Annotated in this window: 1 protein-coding gene; it reads left to right on the top strand. The window is 59.3% G+C overall.

The features are described 5' to 3' along the window. Positions 1-629 (top strand): histidine kinase N-terminal 7TM domain-containing protein (locus FY251_RS20685; protein ID WP_148416843.1); only part of this gene is annotated, 629 nt, incomplete at both ends.

Raw genomic sequence — 629 nt, 5'->3', positions numbered from 1 at the left:
ACACAGTTCTGGTTCGGGCTGACATACAGCGGCCGGGAATCACTCCTGACCCGCCGACGCTGGGCGCTACTGCTCGCTCCCCCAGTCGTCGTTTTCGGGCTTGTCGTGACTGCACAGTCACACAACCTGCTGTGGACCCTCGACGGGTTCGTGCAGGGACCGCCGCTCGCGAGTCCGGAGCGCGTGAACGGCCCCGTCTTCTGGTTCAATCTCCTGTACCAGTACATTCTGATAGTGACGACGTACGTCATCGTCGGGCTCTTCGGACTCAAGCGAAGCGGTCGGTATCGAACACAGGCGACGTTGATGTTGCTTGGCGGCATTATTCCGCTGATTGCGAGTTTAGTGTTCGTCTTCGGCAGTGATCCGATGGGGTCCGCTGACCCGACAGCGTTCGCGTTCACGTTTACGGGGGTTGTCTTCGCTATCGCGCTCTTTCGCTTTGACCTCCTCGACCTGATGCCCGTCGCGAGACACACGCTCGTTGAAGAGATGTCTGATCCCGTCTTCGTCGTTGATAAAGACGGGCGGCTTGTCGACGTAAACGAGACTGGCACAGACCTCCTCGATGATGAAGGGACGGCGATTGGCCGGTCTGCGTCGGAAGTCATGCCGTCCTACGACTCGCT

Source organism: Haloferax sp. KTX1 (genome assembly GCF_902410085.1).
GTDB lineage: Archaea > Halobacteriota > Halobacteria > Halobacteriales > Haloferacaceae > Haloferax > Haloferax massiliensis.
The sequence above is the reverse complement of the archived record's forward strand: the minus strand, read 5'-3'. Positions and strand labels throughout refer to the sequence as shown.